Raw genomic sequence first — 24930 nt, forward strand, 5'->3', positions numbered from 1 at the left:
GCCAACTCCGCACGCGCCTGGTCGACCTGGTCCTTTCCAATCGTAGGTCGTCCCCACGCATTGCTGTCGGTAGCGGGTTCGGAGGCCAACGCGCCTGCTCGGTGCGGTTCTCCGGCAAACCACACCGATGGGTCCGTGCGCCCGCCAGGAACGGCAATAGTCTCGATCGGCCAGCCTTCGATGTGTTTGCGAGCGGGAATATCGAGGATCTCGGACGGGCTGAGCGGCGGACCCGTGACTGGCGTGCGCGCTGCCGTTGGGGCACTCGGCGCGCTCGTGGACCGAGGCTCCGGGTCGGGGAACGAGTTGAATCGGTTGAAGACTCCTGGGTTACGGCCATCGGGTCCCAGCCGCCGACTGGGCGTGGCCTGCTCGGTCCGGCGGTCGTGGCTGATGGGATCGAACTCGGCTTCCGGTCGGTTGCTGACCTGGGGGCCGGGAATGGCGGTGGGGCCGCCGGTGCGGTCCGGAGCTTCGGGTCCGTCGGCGAGTTGCTTCGGTCTGGCAGTCTGGCCGGAGTCCGGGAGGAGGTAGCCGTACTCGACGATCTGGTCGCCGTCCTGGACCACCCTGGTCACCACCTGGGTGATCCCTCGGCCGCGCACGCCTTCCGGGATGCCGGTGACACTTTCCACCCACGGAAGGCGAGTGCCCTTGGGCGCCAGGAAAATCCCCACATCGACGAAGTCGAAGCGTGGCGACGGGTGGTGGCCGAATTCGGCGGTGCTGTAGCCGGGGTTCCAGGAAGTCCCGACCGTGCCCTCGGACAACACGGGGACATTCACGAAATAGTCGCGATCGGTGCGATGGCGGTCCATGAACTCGTCCACCCGGCGGACGTGCTGGGCCGCGTCGTCGGTCGGTGAGCGTTGTTCCTCGGGAGTGGTCAGGTAACTGTTGGCGGCGTCGTATCCGAGGGGGCTCGCTGTGACCGAGCTGCGGATCCAAGCGAACGATTCACGGACCGGCTCGGGGAAGGTGGTCGTGAAATGCTGCCGGGCATAGTCGATGGCTTCGTCGCGGCTGCCGAACATCAGTGCCGTACCGGACAGTTCCGCGAGGGCAACCTCGTGCTGGCGGTGTGTGGGCAGCGCACCGAATTCCTCGTCGCTCATCGACGATCGATACTCGAACGGCCGATCGGAATCGGTAGTACCGGCGTGTGGTTGTGCAGTGGACCCGGCAGAGTGCTCGCCGGGGACGATGCGGCCCTGCTGGTCGGGTGGTTGCGTGTCCTGCGCCCGGATCTCGGCAGTGAACCGCGTGTTGGGATCGGTCTCCGCTGCGCTGAGCATGTCCGCGAATGCCTGTTCGGCGGGCAAGGGGCGGCCTTGGCCCGGCGGCGGAAACCGACCGGCGACACCGGAGGCGTCGCGGCCGGATTCTTCCTGTGCTGCCTGCTGGGTTATCGGCGCTCTGAGCCGTTCGTTCGCCTGCATGGCGCGCTGGACCAGATGGGCGGCCAGAATGAGCTCCGTCTGGTTTGCCGTGCCCCAACGCCAGGCAGAGTGTGCCTCGGCAAACGCCTCGACCGGTACGGGTTTACCGTCCTTATCGACGCTGTATCCGCTGAGTTCTCGCTGGAGGTGGGCAAGGAACTCACCCAGATCCTCTGGCAGGTTCGAGCCCACGAAATGCTTGACTAGTTCGGGTAGGACTGCTTTCCAATCGCTGGCCACCGAATCGGCCATGTTGTTCGGCCCGAGGACATCGGCCGCGAAAAACTGCAGCACGTGACCCATCTCGTGGATGATCGTTTCGGCGGCGCCATCGACTCCGGGAGCCGAGAAGTGGCCGCTTGCTGCACCGTCCGCGGCAGCTTGACGATGCAGCTCGGCGTTGATTGCGTGCCGTTCGGATATCTGGAGAGTTATCTCATGGTTCTCCAGTAACACATATCCCATGACGGCTTCATCTGCTATCGGGACCACCGAAAGGGCGGCCAGGCGAAGCTTGTCGAACGTTGCGAAATACGGAGCGAACTGCCGCAACATCGTGTGCAAGACTTCCGGGTCGATCTCGTCGAGGTCCAACCCGGACGTCTTGTCGACGGCGCGCAGCTCCTCGATGGCATCGATTGCGGATTTCCTGAGCGGCCGGATCATCTGCGCTGCCAATGTGCGGATATTCGCGGACGGGCTGCGATGGTACTGACCCATGGCGAGTGCGACCAGGGTTCGATAGAGAGTCCGATGCCCTTCGGTCGCATCGGGGGCCTTGGTGAAGATCTTCTCGAAGGAGCGGGACAATGCCAGTCGCTGCCATAGCCCACCGTCGTCGCGAAACGTCGCTCCATCGAACTGTTCGCGCATCCACGCAGCGAATCCGCGCTCCCCGCCTGTGCCTCCGCCTCCGATGTAGTGCATCCGCAGTTCGTCGAGGAGATAGCTTTCCGCCCGCCATCTGCCCTGATGAATCAGGGCATGTCCGAAAGTACGGATGGAGACGGAAGTGATGTCCGAACTGGAAAGCTCTCTTAAGCGCTTGCTCCCAACGGTGAACTGCACCGCCCCGGCCGAGACTTGATCGCCCGAGACAGCTGGTTTTGCGACTGCGCTCCAGCTGTTCCCGTCGACGACCGAAACGCCGATGACTCCGAGCGGGATCGGGAAATCGGTGAGCAGCCGGTGGAATATCTGGGCGAAGGTGTGCGCCTGCTCGGAACTCAGCTCACCGGCCAACTGCATCGAAGTGCGGGGATGCTGCTGCTCGAACCACTCGGCGATCTCCAATGGGGACAGGGCATGGCCTTGGCTCGGCGCTGGAATCCGATCGGCGTCACGGGATGCGTCGTGAGCAGATTCTTCCTGCGGTGGCCCGGTGATCTTTCCTTTCTGCCGGGGGCCCGGTGCATCGGGGTTGTGGGGATGGAGGTTGGTGAGGTTGTTTCGGTCGTCGGTGGTGAGTTCGGCGACATAGATCTTCTCGATCTCGTCGGCGAAGGGAAGCGTGTATTCCTCGTGCTCGTCCTTCTTGCTTTTGTCGTCCTTCTTGCTTTTGTCGACAGGGGTGCGGACGCGGACGCGGGGCGCCCAGTCGGGGTCGTCGGGGTCGGCGCTGTGGGCGTCCTTGATGTTGGTATCGAAGAAGACGAGAGTTCCTCCGCCGATATCGGTGACGACCGAGGAGTGCATTCCCTTCTTTTTTCGGTATTCGTAGAGGAATACCGTGGTGTCGACCCGGGACTTCGGGTCGGCGACCTTATCGAAGTACGCGGATAGGGTGGCCTTGGGGTCGCCGTTGTGCGGAAGCTCGACGAGCTGGGTCGCGATGGCAGCGGCGAGATGCTTGGGTTTCTTCTGCTTATCTGTGAGCTTTATACCGTCGTTGAGTCCGAGCGCCCAGGTGACTTCGGCTGTCTGGTTGATGCAGTCGAGAATCGGGCGGGCCTTGTGACGTCCGAAAAGGCGTTGCAGGACGGTCCATGCGCCGAATCCGCCGAAGCCTGCTGCGATCGCTACCGACGCAGGGGCCTGCCCCAACAATGCGAGCGAACCACCTGCGGCTGCGACGCCGAGCGCGACTCCGCCTCGCATCGTCATGGTGCGCAGCGCCTGTACCTGTCCCTGTACGCGCTCCGGCGTCTTTTTGCGCGCGTAGGTGGTGATGGGTGTCCCTGCGGCGGTGAGTAGCACCCAGCCGCCGGCATAGATCGAGGTGGCCATTACGGGATCATTGGTGAAGGCCTCCGCGATGCCGGTCGCACCCACACCGGCTGCCCTGATGGCGACCAGTGTTTTGATCCGGAGGTTCTGCAACCATTTCGGTTGTACGAAGTTCCCGAGGACCGCGCCAGCCGGGATGATGAGTGATACCGTGCCCATTTGGCCGACCGACATGCCTGAATTGACCAGTAAGGAGGTGATCTGGGTGAACTGCATGCCGGTGTAGACGTTGGTGATCGCATGCGCATTGTTGACATAGCGCAGCAAAGAGTGCCCGTAGATCGTGCGGGTACCTTCGACGATCGAATCGCGCATCTGTTCGCGAACACTGTTGGTTCGGGGGATGGTCGGTAGCTCTGGTATCCCCGACATCGACGCCAGGTTGACAATATTCGTTCCGAGGTTGATCGCCGGCGCCAACCAGACTCCGGCGGCTACGACTACGGGTGCCAGACCTCGCCCGATCAGCCGGGTCGTATACACCGTGATGTTGTTGAAGCGGGTGAGGTCATTCTGCGCGGCGCCTGCCATCCTGTTCAGCACCTTGGAGGAGCTGTTCCCATAGACGAGGGAGGCGCCGGCCTCAACGAAGGTGGTTCCGATGATTATCGGGACCGTATATGGCGTGCCGATCGCCAGCGCCGCCGTTGCCGTGGCTGCTGCGGCGGTTCCGACTATCGCGCTGCCGCGCATCAACTTCCTGGGTGAGAAGTGGTCGGTCAGATACCCCGCGATCGGTGCGCCCAAGAACCCCGGCAGCTGGGCCAGCGTCCCGACCGTACCCGCTACGGCAGGCCCTTCTTCCGCCATCAACCACAGGCCCATGGCCCCTTCCATGATCGCGAAGCCGATGGCGTTGAGGAACTCGGAGCCGACGCGGGTCCCCACATTGCGGTCGGTGCGCATCAGCTTCGCCAGCGAGCTGGTCGGCTGCTCGGGCGCTGATGGTTCCGTTGTGGACGCAGGTGTGAGTTCTGCGGCCTGCCCCTCCGCCGGTACGGGTGTCGACGCCTCGGCAGCGGGTTGTGCTGGGCGCGGAGTGGGTGCGGGCTTGTGGGCGTCACCCTCTTCGCCGTCGGGGATGCGCGCGGTCACCCGGCCGGGATCGAAGCCTCCCGGGGGAACCATGACGCCAGGGTGGTGCTGTCGGGCATCGGCTCGTCGCTGTGGAACGTCGAGGACATCCGCCGGCGAACGCGGAACCTCCGGTGCGCGTTGGTCGAGCGCCTCGCGAGTTGGCCTCGAGCCGATGAGATCGGCTGGCGGAAGCCCGGTTTCGCCGTCCAGAACACTTGCGTCGATGATGCCCACCAGGTATTCGGCGGGGACATAGCCGGGGGCTCTCGAAACATCGGTGTGGACGCGTATTTCCTCACCGGGAACATCCAGGACGATCGCTGTCGAGCCTGGCCCGGTGAAACGAGTGTCGCCGTGTGCGTCGAAGCGAATCGGCTGTTCGGGACCGAACAAGCGCGCTGTGCCGTGGAGTGCTCCCTGCTCCACATAGCGCAAGCCGTTGTCGATGATGCCCGGGATATCACGCGGGTTCCTGGAGATGTGAACAACTCGGATATGGCCTTCAGGTAGAACGGGCAGCGCCTCGACCGAGGTCGCGTACCGGTCGAGCTCGCCTGGGCGGAGTGTCCGTTGCGGGACAACGGGTACTGCGGCGGCCGGATCACGCGGCGGTCGTACCGGACGAGTTGGGCCCGGAAGTTCCGTTGAGCCGTCGGAAACCGGTGGCAGGTGGAGCTGGAGTGGCTCGCCATCGCCCATGTCGACCCAGCCGTCGTCTGCGTCGGGCAGGAACCCTGCGGCGGTGAAGAAATCTCCGATATCGATCCCTGGAGAGCGGTTCGGCAGCTCGGTCGGCAGCACGAACTCGCGGGTGTCCGAACCGGAATACATCCGGACCGTCAATGCCTCTGTACCGTCGACGATTTCGTATTTTGCGTAGATCAGCGGGTTCTGTGCGGTGGCGTGGGCGCCCGCCTGCGCGATGACGGTGTCGAGTTCGGCATTCTGCTCAGGCGACAGGTACCTGCGCAGCATCGAATCCCACACGATGGTGGCGCTGCCGGTTCTGTCCTGGGCGAGGCGGCGGGGCAGCCAGGTGAGCGCGCTTTCCTGGTCGATCGGCATATCCCCGGCGCGCTGTGCGTCGATGAACGAGGTCTGGATTCGTCGCACGGCATCGTTGTCGGTGCCGACGAAACCTGCGGCGAGGCGTCGCTGGTCCTCGATGTTGTCGGCTTGCAGTGGATCGAGATCGGCGCCGGCGACTTCGATCACTTGCGGCCGCACACCGAGCAGGTTGCGAATCCGGTCTACCTGTTCGGGCCGGGCCGACCATCGATCATCGATGACGGTCGCGGCGTCCGGGTTACCGTATTCGGCACCCGCGAAACGGTATCGATACAGGTGGGCTCGCGCATCGAGCATTCCGCACGCGCCGATCGACAACACCCGCAAGGGCAGTCCCGTGGCGACGGCCGCGAGGATCTCCACTGGCAACAACAATCGTGCTCGCGCCGGATCGTTGATCTGAGTGCCGCGGAGCAGGAACGGCGCCAATTCCGAAGCATTGTCGCGAATTATTTGGAGAACATCCTGCGCCATCGTGCGCAGATCGGCGTCGGTGTGCGCAGGTCGACCACCCATGACGGTGTGCCAACGCGCAAGGTCGGGTTCCAAACCGGACAGTGCGCGGTGATGCACGGCCTGGACAAGTCGAAAGACCGGGTGTGACGAGGCCTTGCCGCCCGGCGGCGAATGCGGACTCAACAGTTCCGCGACGATTCCACCCGCCGCCGCGTCCGCCGCCAGCGCGTGCAAGAGGTACATCTCCTGCCTGCGATGCGCCTCGTTCTCCGCCGACAACGGGGACATCAGCGCGTTGTCCTCTTCGAACCAGGTCAGAGCGCGTCGGATACCTGCGATGACGCTGCTGAGGCTCGGGTCCGAGGATGTGGGGAACGGGACCTGTATCGGCTCTGTTCCCTCGGTGGCCGGCAGGTTTGCCGGAGTCGCAGGCGCTGCGTTGCGTGGGCCGGCTTCGGGTGCGTGGTGGTCGAGGGCGGGGTCGCCCCATTCGCGCCCGCCGGGATGGTGATGGTTCAGCACGGAGGGATCGAGTCCGAGCGCGCCGGGGATTTCCAGGTGGCGTTTGCGGGTGCTGCGCTCACGTGTGAACGGATCGTGGGTGTCTTGGTAAGACACGGTAGGGCCGGGGGTTCGGCTGCCGCCGCCGGTTCCGGTGCGGCCAGGGTTCGCCGGCTTGTCATCGGTGTGCATGAAGCCCTGCCGTGGGTCGGCGGGGGGCTGTGCGGGCCGAGTTGTGGTGGTGTCGACCCAGATGACGAGGTCGGTCATGTTGTCGCGGGTGCCGGTGGTGTGGGCGTGTTCGTTGAGTGCTTCCGCGACCGCACGGTGATCGCCGGGGGACTGTTCGTGGACCTGCCGGATGATCGTTGCCAGCGCGTCGGCCTGGTAGGTGTCGTGCCAGATGCCGTCGGTGGCGATGAGGACGTATCCGCGGCCCTCGAGGGTGAACTCGGTGGCGTGTGAGGTGGCATCCTCGGGCAGTGGGCGTCCGAGTGATCGGGTAAGTTGGCCGGAGATCGACATGGCGAGTGCTTCGCCTTCGTCCATATTGTCGGCGACCAGCTTCGGCACGATGGTGTCGTCGACGTTGAGCTGCTTTGCCTGCCCGCCGTCCATCGGCAGCCAGTAGACGCGGGTGTCGCCGGCCCAGTCGACGACCAGTTTGTCCTCGTGGACCACCGCGAGCGCGATGGCGGCGTCGGGGGAGTTCGGTTGTCCCGGGTTTTCGGCCAACCCCGCGACGGCGGCGCGGGCCGCCGACATTCCCCTCCGCACCACGCGAATCGGTGCGAACTCTCCGGCGGAAGCGAGCTGTGTCGATGCCTCCGCCATGCCGGCAACGGCGGCGCGAACGGCCGCCAACGCCGCCTCTCCGCCCAGCGGAGAACCGCCGACCCCGTCGGCGACGGTGGCGAGGTGAACCGGCGCTTCGCCCTCCAGATGCACCGTGGTGAAGTCGAATGCGTCCTCGTTGTTGGAGCGGCCCTTGCGCTCGGGCCCCACGCCGATGTCGCTGACGGCGGCGATCGGGCCGGCCGCGCGTTCGGCATGGTCGGCAGGTGCGGGCGGTGCATCGCCGGGTTGCTCGTCGGCTACTGTCGGCGGGCCACCTATCACGCGGTCGATCGGCTCGGCATCCGTACCGGCGAATTCCTCCCGCAGCAAGATCCTCCGGTCGGGGAATCGTGCCAGCAGTGCCGTCTCGATCATCTTGCGAATAGGTTCGAAGCCGAGGTGGTCTATCTGCGGATTCTGGTAGAAGACCCACGCGTCGTACCTTTCGCCATCTTCGAACCGATAGATGACGCGGACCGGTACGGAAAGTCCGGCATGCTCTATATCCACCCAGAAGGGACTACGGGTTTCACCGCGCAGCAGCGCATGAGAGATACCGCCACGCTCGAAGGCATGCAGGACCAGCGAGTTCGTGTCGCTGTCGAACTCCGCGCGCGAGACCATCCCGGCGACGGAGTTCGGATCCCAGCCGGAGATCCCCAGGCTGTTCTCAGGTTCGTGCCGGACGATTCGCCCGGTCGGTGGAACATTGTTCCCGCCCTGAACAGCCGGTCCGGTGCGATCGCCTGGCGCATTCGGCGACGCCGGAGCCGGTGTCACATCCACGGCCGCCCAGGGGTTTCCGGTTTGGGTGCTGGCCTGCGCTCCTGGGGCCGGCTCGGCCGTCGCGGGCTGCCGCAGTTCTGGTGGCAGGGCCGGAACGATGACGGTCGGCGGCGGGACGGTGATGGGCTCATTCCAGGACGGGGTTCCGGGACCCGGTACTTGCGTGGCCTCCAGTCTCCACTGCCGCTCGCCCATGTCTTGCTTGTGGTCGACCCGGATCCACAGTCCATTCGTCAGCAACAGACGCGGAAGGATCGCCGGAGCATCGGGCAAGACGAACAACGGGAACATCGGGGTACCGGGGGATAAGGTCAGCGTGACCTCGATTCCCGATCCCAGCACGGGCGGGAGCACGCCCATTATCGCCACGTTGAACTCGGGCAACTGGAGGATGCGGCCCGTTGGGGTTTCGGATATGTTCAGCTGATCGCGGGAGATTCCGATACTCACCGTTATCGGCTCCGGCGACGGTCGGCGCGCCAGTGCGTGTTCGAGGATCTCGATAGTCCGGGCCAATTCCGGGGTGAGTTCGTGTTCTCCCCGCAATGCGCTCTCCAGCGCTTGGACGGTTTCGTTCCTGGAGGAGTCGCCGGTGAAAGGTCGCAGCGCTTCGATCTCTTCGGCGGTCAGTTGCGGCGCGATCTCGCTCCAGATCTCGTGGCCGTATTGCAGTCTGGCGGCCCAATCAGTCGAGCCCTTCTTGGAATAGAACAGTGCCGGCGCAGGCTGGGCTGCGCTGGATGTGTTCCGCAGGTCTGCATGCAGCCGGTCGATGCGCTGCTCGATCGCCTGACGTTCGGGTCCGGCGGCGTCGTGTACCGCCTCGACCGCATGGAACAAGTGGGACAGCAGCCGGAAGCGATTGGGGTCGGCTTCGGCGGGGCGCCTGATGTGGTGCAGAAACTCGTCGAGCAGCTCACGGACCTCGGTGAGACGTCGATGGGCCGCGTCGGCGCTGCTCGCAACGATGCCGCCGCGCGCGAACTCGAGGGATATCCCGTTGCGCGCAGAGCGGACTCGCTCCTCGTCGAGGACCTCCAGCAGGCTCGCCACCAGCGGGTCGAGCGAGCTGTTGTGCGCGTGACTGCGGCGGTCGCCCCTGGGGTCGAAGGCGGTGACCTGCCCGGGACCGGAGGAGGGCGGCTCCATCACACCCGGGTGCATCGGTCCACTGTCGGTCCGGCGGCGGGGTACATCGAGAGCGTCCGATCGCGACGGTGGCACGGTAGGGAGCCCGGAGCTCGGCGCGGGATTCGTCGGCTTGTTCGAGTCATGGCCGACGCTCAGCGAGCCGGCGTCGGAGGCAGGCGAATCTGATTGTGCGACAGGCGATGTCGTGCCCAACCTGTCGGCGGCCACGGCGATTTGCGATGGGGTGAATGCCACCACCACCTGGGTGTAATTTCCGGGTGGTCCTGCCAGGTGCAGCACCTCGACCTCGCCGAAGCCATGGCGAACGGCCATCTTGCCGGTCCAAGTGGTCAATGCGGCGTCCTCAGGTGAGAGGCCGGCCGCGATCCCTGCGTTGAAGGTGACGAGGTTGGAGTCTTGGCCCGCGTCCGCCTTCCACGCACCCGAGATGCTGCGCACGTCCTGGCCGATGGCCTGCCACAGGTCGTCGAACATCTCGGCGCCGCTCGGTGTGCGGTCGGAGCTCACGACCCGCAGGGAGAGGACGCCCGAGCTGTCGACTTCGCCGGAAATCCCTTCGAGAAGCCTGGTGAGGTCTGGGTGGTCACTGGCGCCATACCTGTTGACGTATCGGGTGACCGGAGATTCCTCGGCTTTCGCCCGCAGGAAATCCATGACCTGCTGGTGCCAGTCGGCGCCGCCGATGCTGTCGAATGTGGGCCGCAGCTCGGCGAACTGCTCGGCGAACGCCTCGATGTCGGCGCGCAGCATGTCGTAGTCGAGGAAGTCGAAGCTGCGCGCACCGGGGGCGAACGCGAATCGCGTGGCGAGGGGACCGAGGAGTTGGCGCATCGCGGCGACGGCGGGGTCGTGGGCATTCGACTCGGGCGGCGAGGAACTGTGGGCATGGTCACTACCGTCGCTCGTGGGGTTGTAGGCGGTGACCTGTCCCGGAGCATCGCTCCGCGGCGGAACCATCACGCCCGGATGTTTCGGGCCGCCGTCGGTCCGCCGTCTGGGCACGTCGAGAACATCTGCCGGTGTCCACATCGCGTCCGGCGGAGCAGGCGTCGCCGACGGGGTCCGGGTGGTCGCGGGCGTGGTGGGGGAACTGTCGTCGGACGGGGTCCGGGTCTGCTCCGGGGGCTTCATCCGGAACGTCAGTTGGATGGATTTGCCCGCCGCACCGTAGGGAGCGAGCTCATATCCGATCGATGCGGCGCCTTGCATCGAGATGCCGGCGCCGAGTCCGTGGGTTCCGTCGACTTGGGCGGTGGTCAAGTCGAAAGGGTTCTCATCCCGGGCGATCAGGGCGTCGAGGTCGATCACGCCGAGCCGCCGTTCGAGTTCGGCCTCGTCGATCTGATCCAGCGGAAGGTCGTCGACGATCTCTTCCGTCTCGTCGCCGTCGGGGATCTTCCAGTCGGGGACCTTCCTGGACGTATCCGAGATGTGGACGACCAACTCGTCTGGGTTGGAACCGCGCATCCACGCCTGAACCGAAGCGCTACCGCCGGCGGCATATCGGGCGACGTTGCCGAAGAATTCCGACATCGTCAACACGACCTCGTCGACCTGGGCGCCGGGCCAGTGTTCGTTTTCGAGCAGACGCCGGAAGCTGCGCCGGACTCGGCCGGTGCCGGGCGCGATCTCCTCCGGCGCGAAGTTCAGGTCGACGACCAGGTCGCCGCGATCGTGGAGCGGGCCATCGGGCACGGCGGGCGTCGCCAAGGTGAACCGCAGAGTGCGTTCGCCGCCCTCGTGCAAAGTCAGGCCCCAGGTCCGTGACTTCTCGTCCAGCGACGTGAGCGCCCTGCCGGTGTCAGTGGGAATGAAGATCCCGGTATTGGGGTCCGGCCTGTCCCTCGCCGGCGCCGAGCGGCTGTGGTCGGTCATTTCGACGATCACCCACTGCGCGTCACCCTCTCCGCCCCTCGTCGCGCGGACCACCGCCGGACCGTCGGCGAGGCCCAGCAGCACATCGACCAGTTCCTCGGCGGTGGCTGATTGCGGCTCCAGCGGCGTACCTGCCAATGTGCCGCGGACCGCTTCACGTGCTTGTGCGATCTCGGAGGACTGCCCGGGTTGCACCGAGACTTCCACCGGTGTGGCGGGTTGTCCTGCCGTCGATGTCCCGCTGTCGGCGGGTGCCAGTTCGGCCGGGACCGGTAGTTGGCGTTGGGTGTATCGCGCAGGGTCTTGTTCGTAGAACTCCTTGAGCTCGATGGACGAGCCAGGGAACCGAGACGTCAGCGCCGTATCGACGGAGCCGCGGAGCGCTTCGAGCCAGGCGGGATCGTGTGCGGGCAACGAGTAGATGGTCGTTGCTTCCACTGCCCCGGATGTGAAACGCCGGTACAGCACCGTGAGATGCACGGTCTCACCGTCGACTTCGACGGCGATAGAGGGTGGCTTACCGAGCTCACGCCACATGCCCGGATGACTGAGTACGGAGGATTCGATGGCCTGCAACTCGACGATGAAGGTTGGTCCCTCGGCGCCGGACGCCTCACCCGCGGCCGCGGCGGCCGGTGCCGTTTCCACACGAATGTCGGTGACCAAGCCCCTGAACTTGCCTTCGGCTGGGATGCCCTCGCTTCCGTCGTCGATGTTCCGCGCGACGATCGTTCCCGAACCACTCGACTCGACAGGAGAATCCGTGTTTGCTTGCCGTGGCGTTCCTCTGGGCGCCTCAGTTTCTCCCTCGCGGGGGGCTTGCAAGGCCGAGGCTTCTTCGTCCGGTGCTCGCTCTACGCCGAATAGCCCGGGCGCAGTGCCGAGCTCTTGAATGCCGTGTTGAGCCTCGGCCATCACCTCAGAGGGACCCGGGCTGTCATCGGCGAGGGCGGCCGCGACGGGCCAGTGTTCGGCATCCGCGACGAACGTTCCGAGTGACGGCTTGATCACCATGTAGCCTTCTCGCGCCAGCGTGCGGAATGCGGCTCGAATGGTGTCCTTCGACAACCCGAACGGCTTAGCCAGTTCCTCCGCTCGGGTCATCCGCTGCCCCTGGGCGAACCGGCCCTCACGGATCTTCTGCCGGAAAGCGTTGGTCAGGGTCGTTTGCCAACCGGTGCGGGCCGCTGTTTCTGCCAGGGCGCCGGGTGATGCGACACCGGTGAGCGCGACGAGCGTGTCCTCGGCAGAGAGCGGTATCTCCCTGGGAGTCGGATCCTCGCTCGGCCAGTTGCCCCTGCTTGTGACGGTGGTGCCAGCCGATCGATGATCGGGTGAGTGCTCGACGTGTAAGTAGCCTTCGTCAGCCAGTTGATTGTACGCAGTCAGGACCGTAGTCGGTGATACCGAAGTGGCGATGGCGAAACGTTCCGCTGACGAGAGCAATTGGCCCTCGGGAAAACGGCCGTCGAGAATTGCCCTGCGAAGCCCCGCCCTCAGCGCAGTGAGCCACCCTACCCGGGCAACAGTGGCCCTGAAGCCATCCGGGAGCGCTTCATCGACCAGGTTTTCCTGAACTTCTGCAGAGACTGGGACAGCCGGGTCATCAGGGGGGTCCTGGGGCCAAAGATCTCTGCTGGTCACTCTCGTGCCGCCCCTGCGACGACTCACCAGGTACCCCTGGCCGGCGAGCTCGACGTATGAGCGTGTGACAGTTCTGATCGAGACGAAAATTCCTGTCGAGTTCGCCAGACCTTCTGCGAGCGAGGGACCTGTCGCCAGCAGCTGACCTTCGGCGATGTCGCCTTCGAGAATCGCGCGGCGCAGCCCGGAAGTCAGTGCCCGGTGCCAGCCGATCCGAGCTACCGTCTCAGCGAGCCCGTCGGGCAGCGCGGCATCGATCAGGTCAGTTTGCTGCTGCGCGGACAATCTCGTTCCGGCAGTGGACGGGTCGGGCGCGGCCGACGGCTGCGCATTGTCCCCGGTCGTACTCGAGCGAGACTTCCCCGCACCAGGCTCTCCGCCGGGTGGCGTATGGAAGGCCATGATGCCTTCGGGAAGGCCTTTCGAATACGGCACAGGCGGGCGGACACCCAGACTACTGTCGGCGGCACGGCCGGTGTCGAGGCGGTCTGCCGGCGCCGGGTAGGCGGGCGGCGGTCCAGGGGTGGCGCGTGAGGGAGGCGTGGGGGCCGTTGGCGGTTCGGAGGTGGGGAGGATGGGCCGCGATTGCCACGTCCGGTACAGGTGGTCGAGGTATTCGCGCGCGGTGGCGTCCAATCCGGGTTCGGCGCGTTCGGCTCGGATGCCGTCGAGTACCCGGGTTCGCAGCGCGGACAGCGTGGGTGCCAGGTGCGCGGCGTTCGGATAGCGCTGGGCGTAGTCGTCGCTCTGGAGCAGATAGCGGGCGATCCGGTCGGCCCGGTCGAAGGCCAAGGCTGCTGATTCGAGGCGGGGTGGAATACGGTTCGCACTGGAAGCGATTGCGAGACTGCTGGTTTCGTCGAGGAGCGCCGAGACCGTGTTCTCCATCGTCATGACGAGCCGGTCCGGTGTGATGTCCTCGGCGTCGGCCGGGAGCACACGGGACAGAATGTCGAAGCGTTGCTCAGGGCTGATGGGTGTGTTTGAGGGCACGTGGTTCGCGCCTTGCGACGGTCTGCTGCCGATACGCGCGTGGTCGGAACCCGATCGGACCAGCAGTGCGTCGTCCAGGCCGGGTTGGCCGGTGGGTATCGCGTTGATGTCGTCTTGCAGGGCCGCCGGCACATCGACTCGCTGGTCCGGCGGCAGCTGCTCGGCCTCGGGGGCGTCCGCGCGCAATCGGGGGACCAGGTTGCCGTCCCGGTCGAACTCGATGGTTTCGAACCGCTGTTGTTCCGCCGCCAGGCTGATGCGTTTTTGCTGGTCGCGGAGCCAATCATCGAAGCCGACAGCCTTGTTCAGCAGGGTGCGGCTGTTGCGGAGGTCTTTGGGGCCGTAGTCGTTCGCGGTGTCACGATCCCGCGAGGCGGCCAGATCGACGACGAGCACTTTCGGATCGTCGACCGAGGTGCTGTCGTTGACCAGCAGCACCATATGGTCGTCGGCCTCGGTGCTGATGCCGTTGGCCGTGTCTTTCCATTTGTAGACCAGGACCGTGATCCCACCCGGCCGCGACTCGAGCGATTCGACCACCTCGTGCAGCGACCCGCGCCCCTCGAGCTCCGCACCGAATATCCGGTGGACGTCGTCGAGCCCGTATCCGCCCAGTTTGGTGGGCGGCACCTGAAAGCGGTCGGCATTGTCGGGACACAACACTCGCATTCCGGTCACGGCATTGTTGACACAACTGGTGGGACTGCGCCGATGGATCTGTACGACCAAGTCGAGCAGAGCCGAGAGCGCCAGATATCGCGACGCGGCGGCAACGATATCGTCGGCTGTCCCGTGGTCGACAGCGCTGGTCTGGGTGCCAGGCTTCTGAGCGGCGGCATCCTGGGTTGCCATGTCCGTGACTGTCGTGTCCGCGACTGTCGTGTCCGCGACTGCCGTGTCCACGACTGCCGTGTCCACGACAGTCCCGTCCGGGTGGTCGTGGTCGATCGGCAAGGAAACGGCTGCCGCCGCGGCGGCCTCGTCACGTGTCGCAGGTCCGTCGGAAGCCTCGGACTTGGCGGTGTTCGCGGCGAGCAAGTGATCGCCGAGCGCTTCACCGAGGATCTCCCGGGCGATAGCGGGGGTGATGCCGGCGGCGGGATAACCAAGGGCTGAGGCGAGAGCGTCCCGCGCTTCGGCCACCGCCGGATCGAGCGTGCGCATACCTTCGGCGCCATCGACAGCGGTGATCGGCAGGCCGAGTCCGGCGGCGAGCCGGTCCCGCAACGGAATCGCATGGTTCACAGCCTGCTCGTCGGTGAACAGAGCGTGCTGCAATGTCGTTGCGGGAGCGGTGGAATCGACATGTTGACGTAGTGCCTCGGCGGCCGCCGGGGCGATACCGGCAGGTTGCAGCAGCTGATGGATCGGGTCGAGCGCACCAGTGCGTTCGAGTACGGCGATGTGGTCCGCGACGGTCTCAGCCGGGATTCCCAGCAACCCGGCCAGGCGTGCGCTCCGATCCGCCGGCACGTCCGGACGGGTGAAGTCGACGTCGCCTGCGTACAGCCCGGTGTCGGCCTCGGCGAGGGCGAGGGCGGGCATGGCGGTCGAGAAGGCGTGATGCCGGATGAAATCCGCGGTCGCGTGCCGCAGCGCCCGCTGCTGTAGTTCGGGCACCAGCTCACGGACAGCGTGACGCGCCTCGACGACGGCGTCATGAGTCCGGGGCGTGGGGGCGGCCTCGTGAGCGGCCACGGCCTGCTCATAGTGGACGACCGCCTCACGGACCCCGCGCAGGTGCATGGCATTGCGAATCAGAGCATCCTGGGACGACATCACCACTTGCGCGCTGCCGAGCTGGCCGTTACGTGCCGTCCGGTTCTTGGCCTGCTCGTGGATGTACGACTGCTCCGGCGCTTCGGTGATCCAGACATGCATGCCGCCCTTGGCCTTCACCTCGCCCGATACCGAGATGTCGACGCCGCGTCGGCCCTGCCCGTTGATCACCAGGATCTTGCCCTGCTCACCGGCTTCGTCGAAAATCTTCTGCAGCTGGGCTTCCCAGTCCGCGCCCCAGCCGATGATCCGCTTGGCGTCGACCGCTTCGATCGCCTCTCTCGGCACGCCGGCGCGTACCAGCGCCTCCACCTGCCGCTCGACCAGGTCGTTGCGGTGAACCAGGATCTCCTGGAACCGGCCCGCACCCCCATCCCGCATCTCGTTCGCGTATTCGGCGATCGTGCGCAGCTTGGCGTGGGTGCTTTCGACTACGTCGTGCTGGCCTTCCACCAGCCGATGCGGCTGCGACCGCGCGATCTCATGTGCCGGTTCCAGTCCGTAGATCTTCTTCAGCACCGGGTTCAGGTCGGTGAGCGTGCCGGACGCGCCGGTCACTTCATCGAAGAGGGATTTGTCGCCGACACGGTAGATTTCGACCGAATCTATGCGTTTGGCCGACTCCGCATCCGCGCGCACCATGATCTGATGCTGCTCGGGACTCTCCCCCCGAGCCGCGGCCGCGCGGAACTCCTTCGCCTCGATGGCTTGCGCGAGGCTTGCCTTGCCCGGCTCCGCGCTCCACCGGGACTCGCTCGAGGTCTTCGGGTTCCGTTGCAGTCCGTGCTCGGCCTGATCGATGATGACGATCTTGCCCGCGTCCATTTCGTAGTGGACGCCTCTGCGGACGAGAAATTCGGCGTGGGCCGCGGTCTCCAGCCGGGAGAGACCCATTCCCTCCAGCCAGTCCTTGCCGCCGGGCAGCGCCTCGAGCTTTGCCCGCCCCCCGGGCGTGAGCTCGGGTTGACCGTCGTACCAGTAGAGGATTTCGGGTGTGCCGTCGGCGTGCACGCCGATTTCCTCGGCAATTCGCGCGAGACCGAAATCCTCATGGGACAGCTTGTTGTTCGCGATCGCCTTCGCGAGGAAGTCGTGCGCGTCGAAAACCTGCTTCGCCGTGGCCTCCGGCGCCGCTTGTTCGGGACCTTCGGACCGGAGGAACTGCCGTTCTCCACGGTCGATGACGGCGTCGAACTCGTCGATCAACACATGCCGTGGGGGTTTGATGCCGGCATTGGCCAAGTGCCCGACTGTTTCGCCGGTCGCGACCACCACCGCCGGCCGCCCCTTCGTGATCGGCCCGAAGCCGCTCTCCTGGTCGGCCCGGAACACATCGATATCGAAGTTGGCCAACAACTTCCGATAGGCCTCGGTTTCACGATGGGCCAGCCCATCGGCCGTGGTCACGAGCAGAACATCGCCGTGCTGCACCGCACGTTGTATCGCAGCGGCCATGAATACCAGCGATTTGCCCTGTCCAGGCTTCATTTCCACCGGACGTGAAGCCAGCGTGTAGACGGCCTCGGCCTGTGCGACCCACAACACCATGCCGTCCGGCGTGTCCGCATCGATCGTGCCACGCCGGATGATCTCCACCGTCGCCAGCATCGACTGGTGCTCATCGCCGCTGCGCAAACCGGCCGACAACACGTCGTCGGGTAGGTTGCGCAGGCGCTGACCTTCCGGTACATGGTCGGCGGAGGCCGCATGGTATTCGGCCAGCAGATCGACAGCCCGATCGCGATTACTACGCGCCGGACCGGCGGACGCATCGGCTCCGTCGGTCCGACCGCCCTGATCGGAGGCGGGGGCACCGTCCTCGTTGCGAATCGGAGACGAATGAGTTTCCGCCGCAGCCGCTTCGGCGCCGTCACCGGTCGAGTCGGTTCGATGCGAGTCCGCGGGATTGTCCGGTTCGTGTTCGCCGGCGGCCTGCCGCAGCGGAGTCGGCTGTTCTCCGTCACTCGTCGATCGATGCTCGTCGTGAACTCGCGACGGCCCGGCTGCGTCGTCGGCGACTGGATGGGGGCGTGCGGGCGCCGCGTTGCCGGCGCCGTCCGCGACCGCAGTGTGTTCTCGGGCCGGGAGAACGGCCTTGTCGGGAACCCCGCCGTCCGGCCGCGCACTCGCCGGGACATTCGGCGGCGGCGAGGTTTCTCCCGCCGCCTCGGCCCGAGGCACGGGCGCTCGCCCGGCAGTGGCCGACTTCTCCGTCGGCGGCCGCTCGGCTGTCGCGGTCGCATCCGAACGCGGCCGAGCGGGCGCGGAATCCGATGCCGCAGCACCGGCAGTGGTCTGCGCTCCCGCTGCTCTACCGCCGGTTCCTTCGGGTGTTCGGGAGCTGGTCCCTTCGGGTGCTCGGGTGCTGGTTCCCTCGGGTGTTCGGGTGCTGGTTCCCTGGGGTGCTTGGCTGCCGGTGCCCTCTGGCGCTCGATCACCGGAACCCTCGGGCGTTCGACCATCGGTCGCCCTGGCCGTCCGGGCACCGGCACCGTCGGCCGATGCCGATGCCGATGCCGGTGCCGATTGCCCGCTCTGCGATTGTGGCTGCGCGGCTTCGGCCTTACCCGCGCCCTCGGCAGGGGGCCTGGCAGGGGCCTGCGTGGAATTCCCGGTCGCCGCAACCGGCTTCCATGCCTGCCGCGCGTCGTTCCACGCTTTTTTCGATTCCGGCGACACCGTGACCGGTGGCCGAGGCGCTGCGGCCTTCCCGTCCTGCCCGGCCGAGACGGCATCGGGTGGCGTGAACGCCCCTCCGCCGTCGACCGCGGGCGGGCGGGCGCTTCGAGCATATACGCCTCCGGCGAAAGCGCCGTTGAGCAGCGGCCCAAGCACCTGCTCGTAGTGCTGCGGCCAGCCCGCGACCAAGGAGGCCGCGGCGAGGCCCGAGATCCCCCCGGCCACACCATGGACCACACCCATGGCCAACCGACTGGACGCGATCTGGGGGAACACCATCGGAGCGAACCGGCCCGCGAGCATGCCGCCGACAGCGCCGCCCGCACCGGCCAGAGCGGCGACCTTGATCGACGTCAGATCGATACCCGTGGGGTTGGAACCGTCCGATCCCATGATCTCGAGCGTTCGGTCACCAGTTGCGACCTGTAGCGCCTGCACACCGGCGTCGACACCCACGGGCAGCGCCACTGCCATGCCCATCCACTTGGCGAACTGCGCCGGCCCCAAGCCGCTCAGTCGGGCGGCCACCTGGGCTCCACCCGCCCGAATGGCCTGATTGAGGCCCGCGCGCATCACGGCGACCTCGGCGCGGCCCTCGGCCAGGGTGGCCTGCACCGCAGGCGCGGCCGCGACCGGACCGGCCGGACCCGCCGCCGTGGCGGCGGCGATCAAACCGTAGATCCGCCACGCCAAGTGGATTCCGAACGCGAACATCACGCACAGCCACTTCTCCGCGTCGTTGGCCGCCCCCTGCGCCTGATCGGCCAGGGCGTCCACATCCTTGCCGAGCCGGGCCGCGTCCTTCCGATAGGAGCTCAGCATCGTACGCAGCTCCTCGGCCATCTCGCCGACCGAATCCTCTTGCGTCACCAGGCTGGCGAGATCGGCCGAGTGGCCGTCCAGTTCTGCACTGCGGGCACGTAACTCGGCCGCCAGCCGGCGCAACCCGGAAATGTCGGCACGGGGGAGTTCCCCGCCGAACACCACCAGCTCGATCGGAGTCCGCAGGAAACCGGGCAGCGCTTCGAAGGCTCTGCGCAGCTCCACGACCGGGCTGAACAGCGAACCGTCCATCTCCTCGACCTACTCCGGTCGCGATGCCGCCGCGACCAGGATCGCATGCAGCAGTCGTGCCTGAATGCCGGCCTGCTCGCCGCGCTGGACTACCTCCGCGAACGCGATGCCGAGAGCCTCGTCCACATCGAATTCCGCTGGCGCCGTTACGCCTCCGGTCAGCTCGGCACGCCAGCCCCGGTAGCCGAGCACCACCTCGGAGAGGGCGGGGCGCGGGCGCGGCAGGGTGCTCAGGTATTCCGCGATCAGGACGCGTTGCGCCTGCCGACGCGCGAGACCGCCACCGGCAGCGTCGAAAGCGCGGCCGAACGCCCGCAAGGTGGCCGTAGAGATATCCGGCGGTGCCGGCGCGCCCGACTCCTCGGTATCGGCTGTAGTCACCTGGGTGTGTGCGGGCGCAGGCGAAGGCCGGGCAGGTTGCCTCGGCTGCTGTGCGGCGTACCGGTCGAGCGTCATCGACCGGGCACCGTCCTCGATGTCCGGTGCCGCGCGATCCCACCAGACCGTACCGAGCCCGTCACCGAGCTCGGCGACCGCGACGATCTCCAGCACAATCATCGGATAGTCGGTCAGGACCCGGTCCACGGCGGTCACGAACTCCTGTACCGGCGCGAGCTGAAGACCGGGAGTATCGAAACCGGTTACCTGGACGCCGTGTCGCTCGGCCAACGCGCGTGCCAGCCGTTCGATCTCCGATCCCGCCCGGTCGTCGCGTCGATCACGTTCGCGGGCCTTGTCACCGGCCCGCGCGTTCGGTCGCGGTGCGGGACCCTGCCGCGGATCCGCCCCGGCGTTCGCTGGGCGTCCAGCGTTTCCGGGGGCACCCGGTGTCCGGGGTTGGCCGGGTGTGCGGGGCGGCTGTTCGGTCCACGGTGTTCCATCCCTTCCAGCGGGTCCCGCGACCCGGCTGCCGGGCGGTGCACCCGGCGTGCGGACGTGGCCTGGTGTGCGGGGCGGCTGCGCCGTCCACGGTGTCCCGTCCCGTCCCGCGGGTCCTGCCACGCCGCCGCCGGACGGTGCGCTCGGCGTCCGGGCACCGGACCCGGCTGCGGGCGAAGGTGATGCCGCGGGCGACGATGGCGATGCCGGCGATCCGGACCGCTGGCCGGGCGCGCCGGCCGCATCGTCGCTCGCTGGGCCGGATTCGGGCCGGGAACGACCCCACGGCGCCTGGGATGGTTGTCCGTTGTCCACCGAAGGCAGCTCCGGGGATCCGCCGGATGGCGTCGCGCCAACGGGCCCGTCGTGGGCACCAGCCGGGAGCCGGTCGGCGCCCTGCGGCCCGCTGACGGGATAATCCGGCGGATTCGGCTCCAGCGATACCTCGGCCTGATGGGACGGGTCCGGCCGGCGTCCAGCCGGCGATTGCGGGTCTGCCGTGCCATTCGATGGCCACTCGGTGTGGCCGGCTCTTCCCGGGCCCAGATCCTGACCCGCCGCGGCCACCCTCCTGGCGCCGTCGGCGTCTCGTGCATCAAATGTATCGGCAGCGCTGACGATTCCGGCCGCGGTCCGGCGCAGGCTGCCCGCCATGGCCTCCACGGTGGAAACAACGTGTTCGGCGCGCGGCGTGAACTCCTCGGCGAACATGCGCCCCATATAGTCGTCGCCGTAGCTACTTTCCGCCAGCCGCAAGCACTCCTGCAGCCCGGCGTGGGTGCGCTGTACCCGATCGGCGATGGCGGCCAGCCGCGCGCCGCGCGCCCGCAGGCCATCCAAGTCCAGTCGCAGCTCGCCGGTCATCTCCCACCTCGGGCCGATGACATCGGTCCGCCGGTCCGTAGTCGGAATCGGTGCTCGAAATCGGCGATGAACGCGGACAACGGCACTGACGAGCTCGAGCGCTCCACCACGCCATCGTCCGCGACATAGAAGACCGCCCGGTCGAGCGCGATCTCACTCTCCGGCGCCGGCGATCGCACCATCCAGCCCACACTGATCCGCTCGGCCCGCAATGTCGAGAGCGGGAATTCGGTCGTGTCGTAACCCCGGCCGCGGATGTGATCTCGGACCAGCTTCAGCGCCTCCGCCTCCAGGATGCCGACGACGTCTCCGGCGACGAGATCGGCGAGCACGAACTGGAACAGGGCGCCGTCGGCATCGACCTCGGCGTTCTCGCCGACAACTTGCGCGATCGCCGCGCGGGTCACCGCTTTGGCCTGCGCGGCCGAGACCAGCAGTTCAGCGGCATCCTGCGACGGGCCGTCCAGCACGCCCGCCACCACCTTCGCCACCGAATCGGCCGTCCACACGGCGGGCAGCGCAGGTGCGCATTCGGCCATCGGAGCGGATTCGCCGCGGTACCACTGTCCCTGGTCCCACCAGTAGCAAAACGACAACATCCCGGTCAACACCCGCGGGTTGAGAACCGGGTCGGCCACCCAGGCCGGTGCTCCCGCGAACAATCGCGGCATCGCCGCATCGCCGTTGTAGGCGGCTACCAAGACCGGTGCATCCCAGACACCACCTGACAGCACCGCCCGATCACCGGGCAGCAGCGTCAATGTCGAACCGCTGTGCCGTGAACTCTCGAAGATGCCGACCGACGGGCCGATACGCGGGCCCCGTTCCGACCCGGCCGCCACGAATGCCGCGGACAGCACCGCCCACCGGGCCCACAGCGCCGCCAGATCCGGCAACTCGCCGGCCACCGGCACTGCCTGCACGCCCGCACTCCGATCAGCGCGCACAGCGTCCGCGGCTGCGCGCGGCGACCTCGATTGGGGTTCACCGCGCCCGATGTAGGCGGCCAGCCACGCGTGCAGCCGCGTGTGCGGATACTGTTCCAGATCCGCCAGATAAGCCTGTGGCGCGAACAATTGCTCACCGGAGAATGGCTCCGCGCCCCGATCGATGACGACCTCGGCCCCATCGGAATCGACGTGCACGATCAGCCGCCACCACGGCCCATCCTCGAGGCTTGCGGACAGGTCCCGATGTCGGCGTACCAACTCCCACACCTCATCCGACACCTGGCATCTGACCGGTTGGTCGCCGTCATCGGCGACGAACAGCGCAGACTCGGCGACAACGGTCATCGCGAAGGACGCCTCCAACCGGTGTCGCCCCGGCGGCGCGAGCGCACGCAGCCCCGCGACGATCCGATCGGCCAATTCCGCGAGTTCCGCACCCTCCGGACCGATCACATCACTCTCCCACGTCGGCGGACCTCCGTCCTGCGCCAGGTGAACCCGACCCGGACAGCGTCGGGCCGAGCGGCCGTCGGGATCGCACTCGGATCAAAGATTTTCGCAATCCCGGTGCGGGTGCAACCAGGCCTCTTGCCAGCTGTGGAAAGAGTTCGCGCGCGCAGTTCTCCCCGGACTGTTGGGCCGCGCCGCCGCGACGGCACACCGACCATCGTCGGTTCTGCCTCGAGGCACGGCGGCGCGCGCCCGTCGAGCGCGGTGCTGTCGATTCCACCCCAGACTCGGGGGCGGGCATGTAGCGGCGACGTCGGCAGCGAGTCCGATCACAGTGCTCAGCGGACGCGGACGTGTCGGGTCCGTCGGCGCGGGTCGTGGCGGGCGGACTGGCCCTTCGCGGTTCTTATCGGTCGGAGAGTCAGCGGACGACGTCGACCCGGTCGCCGGGATTCAGGTATTCGAAGAACCGGTGCGCGCCTTCTTCGGTCATCCGCACACACCCGTGCGAGGTGTGCTCGACCGGACCGACGTGGAAGGCGATGTCGTTGTTGAAGAACACCGCCCAGCGCATCGGGGCGTGATGCATGGTGCTCCAGTGGAAGGGCCGCTTGAAGTCGACGTCGAACACGCCAGGCGGCGTTTCGTAGCCGGGCATACCGTGCGAGATCGGGGTGGGTCCGAAGACCACGCGGCCGTTGTCGACCAGCCAGGCCTCGTTGGTGCTCAACCGCATACAGGCGCGGGCTTCGGGAGCGCAGGGCGCTGAGGTCGGGATGATCGCCGGAACGCCGGGAATGTCGGGTCCGCCCGGGAACAGTGGTTCGGTCTGGGCGGGGGCCGCGAACAGCACACCTGCGGACACGGCGCCGAGAAGCACTCCGAATCGAGCCGACCAGCTGCGGAAACGGTTACTGCGAATCAATTGTCCGAACCTCTCTAACCCTGCCGGTCGGCCTGCACGAGTCAGGTCGCCCGGGCCATCTCGTCTGCACAAGCCTGGGACCACCGAGGTAGTGGTGATCATGGCCGAGCGGCCGCACCTGGTCAACGATGGCGCGCGACTGGGATGAGTCCGTTACCTGCGCTCGGGCGCGCCGCGGTCAGTCCTCGCTGCTGTCGCGGCCGGCGAGGTAACGCAGTAGGTCCGGGTCGGAGGAGGTGAGGTGGTCGAGTTCCTCGTCGCCGGTGCAGGGGTAGAAGGTGACGGTGACGGCATCGGGCCGCCGCGCGGTGACGCGCCAGATGGCGCCGGAATCGTGCCAGCGCTGCAGGACTGCGATGGGGTTGTCCGGCATGAGTCTCCGCGGTCCTCGGTTACGTGATCGGCCTCGACGTTACCGCCCGGCGGGTAACCCGGCGGCGGTCGCGGCCCGCACGAGCATGTCCTCGATCATGGCGGGCGTGAGCCGCCCGGTGAAGGTGTTCTGCTGGCTGACGTGATAGCAGCCGAACAGCTGCAGCGGTTCGCGGGTGTCGGTGGGCGCGAGCTCGTAGTGGGCGCCGTGGCCGAACTTGGGTCGCGGCCGGGGAATCTGCCAGCCGGCGTCGGCGAGCACCGGGAGCAGGGCCTGCCAGCCGAATGCGCCGAGCACCATGACCGAGCGCAGCGTCGGCGCCAGCAGCCGCAGTTCGGTGTCGAGCCAGTGCCGGCAGCGGTCGCGTTCTTCCGGGGTGGGTTTGTTCGCCGGGGGAGCGCAACGCACCGGTGAGGCGATCCGGACGCCGTGCAGGAGCAGCCCGTCGTCACGGCTCACGGCGGTGGGCTGATTGGCCAGTCCCACCCCGTACATCGCCGCGTAGAGCACCTCGCCGCTGCGGTCGCCGGTGAACATCCGGCCGGTGCGGTTGGCGCCGTGCGCGGCGGGCGCGAGGCCGACGATCAGCATGCGCGCGTCGGCGGGGCCGAATCCGGGCACCGGGCGGCCCCAATAGGTCTGATCCCGGAAGGCCGCGCGCTTCTCCCTGGCCACCAGTTCTCGCCACGCCACCAGGCGGGGGCAGGCCCGGCAGTGTGTCAGCGTTTCGTCGAGCTCGGCGATGGTCCGGCACACCAGCCAATTCGATCACACGCCACGGGGTTTCCTGTGCAAATGTCCAGTTGAAGGCGACGTGCGCGAAACGATCTTGTGACCGGCACCGCCCGCCACGATTGGTAGCATGGCGGTCCTGGCCGACCGGATGCGGACTATGCCCGGTGG

At 67.0% G+C, this 24930-nt stretch carries 6 protein-coding genes (1 of these 6 only partly in view); all 6 read right to left on the reverse strand.

The features are described 5' to 3' along the window. On the reverse strand, positions 1-19499 hold the start of the coding sequence (locus GV790_RS05855) for a DUF2332 family protein (protein ID WP_218586377.1). The gene continues 36877 nt to the left of window position 1, outside the view; the window shows 19499 of its 56376 coding nt (coding positions 1-19499); its start codon is at positions 19497-19499; its stop codon lies beyond the left edge, outside the window. A gap of 96 nt (positions 19500-19595) precedes the next feature. After that, positions 19596-20180, reverse strand: a complete 585-nt coding sequence (locus GV790_RS05860; protein WP_163811324.1) for a hypothetical protein — start codon at positions 20178-20180, stop codon at positions 19596-19598. A gap of 1145 nt (positions 20181-21325) precedes the next feature. Continuing rightward, on the reverse strand, positions 21326-22732 hold the full coding sequence (locus GV790_RS05865) for a hypothetical protein (protein WP_163811326.1): 1407 nt from the start codon (positions 22730-22732) through the stop codon (positions 21326-21328). Positions 22733-23150: 418 nt separating this feature from the next. Continuing rightward, the gene (locus tag GV790_RS05870; protein ID WP_280213142.1) at positions 23151-23594 is read right to left on the reverse strand and encodes a L,D-transpeptidase; all 444 of its coding nucleotides are present in this window, start codon (positions 23592-23594) and stop codon (positions 23151-23153) included. Positions 23595-23832: 238 nt separating this feature from the next. Next, positions 23833-24027, reverse strand: coding sequence for a hypothetical protein (locus GV790_RS05875; protein WP_163811330.1), 195 nt, complete (start codon positions 24025-24027; stop codon positions 23833-23835). Between the two features lie 39 nt (positions 24028-24066). Continuing rightward, a complete protein-coding gene (locus GV790_RS05880; protein ID WP_163811332.1) occupies positions 24067-24783 on the reverse strand; it encodes a uracil-DNA glycosylase in 717 nt (238 codons plus the stop codon). Between the last annotated feature and the right edge of the window lie 147 nt (positions 24784-24930).

The organism is Nocardia cyriacigeorgica (assembly GCF_010858045.1).
Classification (GTDB): Bacteria; Actinomycetota; Actinomycetes; order Mycobacteriales; family Mycobacteriaceae; genus Nocardia; species Nocardia cyriacigeorgica_E.

Excerpts from the sequence above, each read along its gene's own strand:
- GV790_RS05875 (WP_163811330.1), bottom strand. The coding sequence starts at position 24,027 with ATGCCGGACAACCCCATCGCAGTCCTGCAGCGCTGGCACGATTCCGGC.